Raw genomic sequence first — 3041 nt, forward strand, 5'->3', positions numbered from 1 at the left:
CTATAAGTGGTCTCGACGCATGCCCATTAGCTTAAAAATTTCTTTGTTGCCTAAAATGAGAATCTCGCATTTGTTTAGTCTAAGAATATTAAAGTATTTGGTTTTAGCAGAGCAAACTTTTTGTTCTCTCCCATAAGTAAGGATGTTTATATGTATATAATTTTCTTAGTGTAAAAAAGATGATTCATATAGATATGAATCGAATTATGTATTGTTACGATAAATTAATTATAGTGAGGTTTTTTTACATGATTCGATTAATTGCGGAAAGAGATGCAGAATCTTTTCTAGAATTATGCAAAAAGATTGATGGGGAAACGGAATTTATGTTATTTGAGGATGGAGAAAGATCTACTACAATTGAACAACAATAAAATTTCTCTCTCTTCTATTTCAGCTAATTTTATTGCCGAGATTCATTATAAATTAGTAGGATATTCGATGCCAATTGGTGGTAATCCTAAACGAATTAAACATAGGGTTTATATTGTTGCCGGTGTAACAAATGAGGTTAACGGTAAAGGAATTGGAACTCAGTTATTTAAAACTGTAGGTGTAATTAGACTAGAATTGACAGTAAGAGTAAATAAAGTTCCCAACTGTTTGGATGTACCTCCCCGCAAATAACATCTTGTTTAAACTCTAATATTAGTTCTTGAACTAGTGATAAAGGAAATTGATATTTCTTTGCCATTCTTCATCATGAACTATTCCTAAGATACCTACAACAGTCATAATAACCTTCCGATTGATTATAAGTCCTGCCTATTTGTTCAACGATTTACCGTATAAATTCTGTTATGAATAAAAGATAAAACTCAATAATATCACCCCCCAGAATGGTGTTATGATCCTTCTAGGTTATTTATGTAATCCCTTTCCTTTAAACTCTTTCCATATTTCTTCTATAAAAAGATTTGGATGACGGTAATTAGCACGATGTAAAAGGTCTCTATATTCAGGATTATTTTTGAAAAAACGAGAAGAATATGCTTGTCTGAACGTTACGTTTGTAGCGGTTTTAAATTTTGGATCGTCAAAAATCAGTTCTTTTAACTGTTGTACTTGTTTATCAGTCTTTGCACGGCGATTCTTTTTAATTTCTTCTAATTTTCCCTCTGGTATTTCCTGTATCGCTGATTCAATAATATCTTCCAATGTTTCTTCATAAATAGAAGAGTCATCATCTTTAATGGTATGGTTATAGAATAAGAATCCGTCCTTTATATAATACATTAATAAACTATATGGTTTATCAAAATCGATTTCTTTTATTGTTTTATTATGTTTAGCGATCTTCAATCTTATCTGCGATTGTATTATTTCTTCATATTCTTCGTACATACACTGATCTTCATCAGGGATAATATAGTTTTCCTCGTATTCAAACTCATATTCAAAGAATAATAATTTGTTATCTACATGTACCTGAAATTCTAGAAAATCTTTTAAATTTGGTATTTCTATTTTGTTGATTTCTGAACCCAAATCTACTTTTCCCTCGATAAGAAAAAAACCCATATCTTGAGCTTCTTTTTTCAATTCATTTGGTAGTAATACATGTCCCTCCATAAATTCCCTCCTAAATTATTTTCATATTTTGCTCTAAGCTATATATCATCACAAATTAATTTTCATATTTATCGTTTCTCATGTGGAGTAGAATCAGGAAAATGTGGATCTACAACGATAAGGGGTATTGCCCCATCGACATCAAGCTAAAAAGAACAAGTTAGCCCAAAACAATAAAACGAGCAAAATGTACAAATTTTTCGGTCTGGGGGGATTATGAGATATTAACTTGATGGGCATGTGGCATGTGGCATGTCACCATAACAACAAAAATATTTTCTAAGATACATTTTCAAATTATTTTGCTTGAACTCGTTGCTCATCAACTGATGTAATCGAATTTTCTTTTATTAAGAAATGAATAATTGGCAACACTAAGAAACTAGCAATTGCACACATTATGCCAATAGCTAAAAATGTGTGCCCGCCTATCAATAACCAAGAAGCGCCCGCGGAGGCAAACATCATTCCAATGTACATCGCTGAGCTATTTAGAGCCATTACGGTACCTCTTACTTTTGGACTTAATTCTGAAATTAAAGCTGTTAATGAAGATTGTCCAAAACCAATTGCTGTACTCCATATTATGTGTACAATCACCGCAAATATTACATGCTCAGTTAACAAAGTGAAACTAACAACTCCTACTGCAGCGATAATAGTAGCAATTGAGACAACTGCTTTTTTACCAATTTTATCTGCTAATTTACCACCTATGATGTTGCCGATAATACTACCGGCTCCTGCCAAAAAAATTACCATTCCTGTTTTTTCTACACTAAAATCAAAATTCCCTTTATAATAAACTCCTATATAAGAAAACATTCCTTGTAAACTAACAGTCCATGAGAATGTAGATAATAATGCAAAGAACACAGACGGATTTGTAAAGGCTGTCTTAATTGCAGAAACTATTACCGCTGGTGCAGAAACTGGAATTTGATTTGTTGGTGACGTTTTAGGTAACAAGCCCATTATAATAAATGCTACCAACATTGCTAAAACTCCTATACCATAAAAAGTCCATTGCCAATTACCGACGGAAGTTAAGAAAGCCCCAATTGGTACACCTAGCACAGTAGAACCAACCATAGCCCCTGCTAAACCTGTTAATGCACGAAAAATCAAGATTGTATTAAAATTTTGTGATAGTCCTGTACAAAAAGTTCCTATTGAAAATATAACCATCCCTGTCACAATCATTTGTTTGCGACCAAATTTATCAGAAACCGGACCAAAAAATGGAGCAGTTAATCCATAAAATAATGCATAAGAGGTAATTAACCACCCTCCCCTTTCCATTGATGTTGAAGTAGATTTAGCAATATCAGGAATTAAAGGTGATACCACTAAAGAATCCATTCCAATAAAAAATGCTACAATTGCTAGTAGAATTAACATAGGTTTAATTTCTTTATCATTCACTTCAATTTCCCCTTTGTTTTTGATTTTATTTCATATATGAAATA

Annotated in this window: 4 protein-coding genes; 2 read left to right on the forward strand and 2 right to left on the reverse strand. The window is 32.2% G+C overall.

Going from position 1 to position 3041, the window contains the following annotated elements:
* The first annotated feature begins 248 nt into the window (after window positions 1-248).
* Together V7024_RS22065 and V7024_RS22070 are read left to right on the forward strand one after the other, a co-directional pair.
* Window positions 249-374, forward strand: a complete 126-nt coding sequence (locus V7024_RS22065) for a hypothetical protein (RefSeq protein WP_335523942.1) — start codon at window positions 249-251, stop codon at window positions 372-374.
* Window positions 361-627: a hypothetical protein gene (locus V7024_RS22070; RefSeq protein WP_335523945.1), complete on the forward strand. Its 267-nt coding sequence runs from the start codon at window positions 361-363 to the stop codon at window positions 625-627. Before V7024_RS22065 ends, V7024_RS22070 begins: the two co-directional genes overlap by 14 nt.
* Window positions 628-861: 234 nt before the next feature.
* Here the strand turns inward: V7024_RS22070 and V7024_RS22075 are convergent, their stop codons facing one another.
* Both V7024_RS22075 and V7024_RS22080 read right to left on the reverse strand, forming a co-directional pair.
* Window positions 862-1572: a hypothetical protein gene (locus V7024_RS22075; protein WP_335523947.1), complete on the reverse strand. Its 711-nt coding sequence runs from the start codon at window positions 1570-1572 to the stop codon at window positions 862-864.
* A 297-nt stretch (window positions 1573-1869) separates the two neighbouring features.
* Window positions 1870-2997, reverse strand: coding sequence for an MFS transporter (locus V7024_RS22080; protein WP_438824501.1), 1128 nt, complete (start codon window positions 2995-2997; stop codon window positions 1870-1872).
* Window positions 2998-3041: the final 44 nt, after the last annotated feature.

The organism is Bacillus sp. JJ864 (genome assembly GCF_036963045.1).
Taxonomy (GTDB): Bacteria; Bacillota; Bacilli; order Bacillales; family Bacillaceae_G; genus Bacillus_A; species Bacillus_A pseudomycoides_C.

Bases quoted from the DNA above. Each gene is read 5' to 3' on its own strand.
- V7024_RS22065 (WP_335523942.1), top strand. From the start codon at position 249: ATGATTCGATTAATTGCGGAAAGAGATGCAGAATCTTTTCTAGAATTA.
- V7024_RS22075 (WP_335523947.1), bottom strand. From the start codon at position 1,572: ATGGAGGGACATGTATTACTACCAAATGAATTGAAAAAAGAAGCTCAA.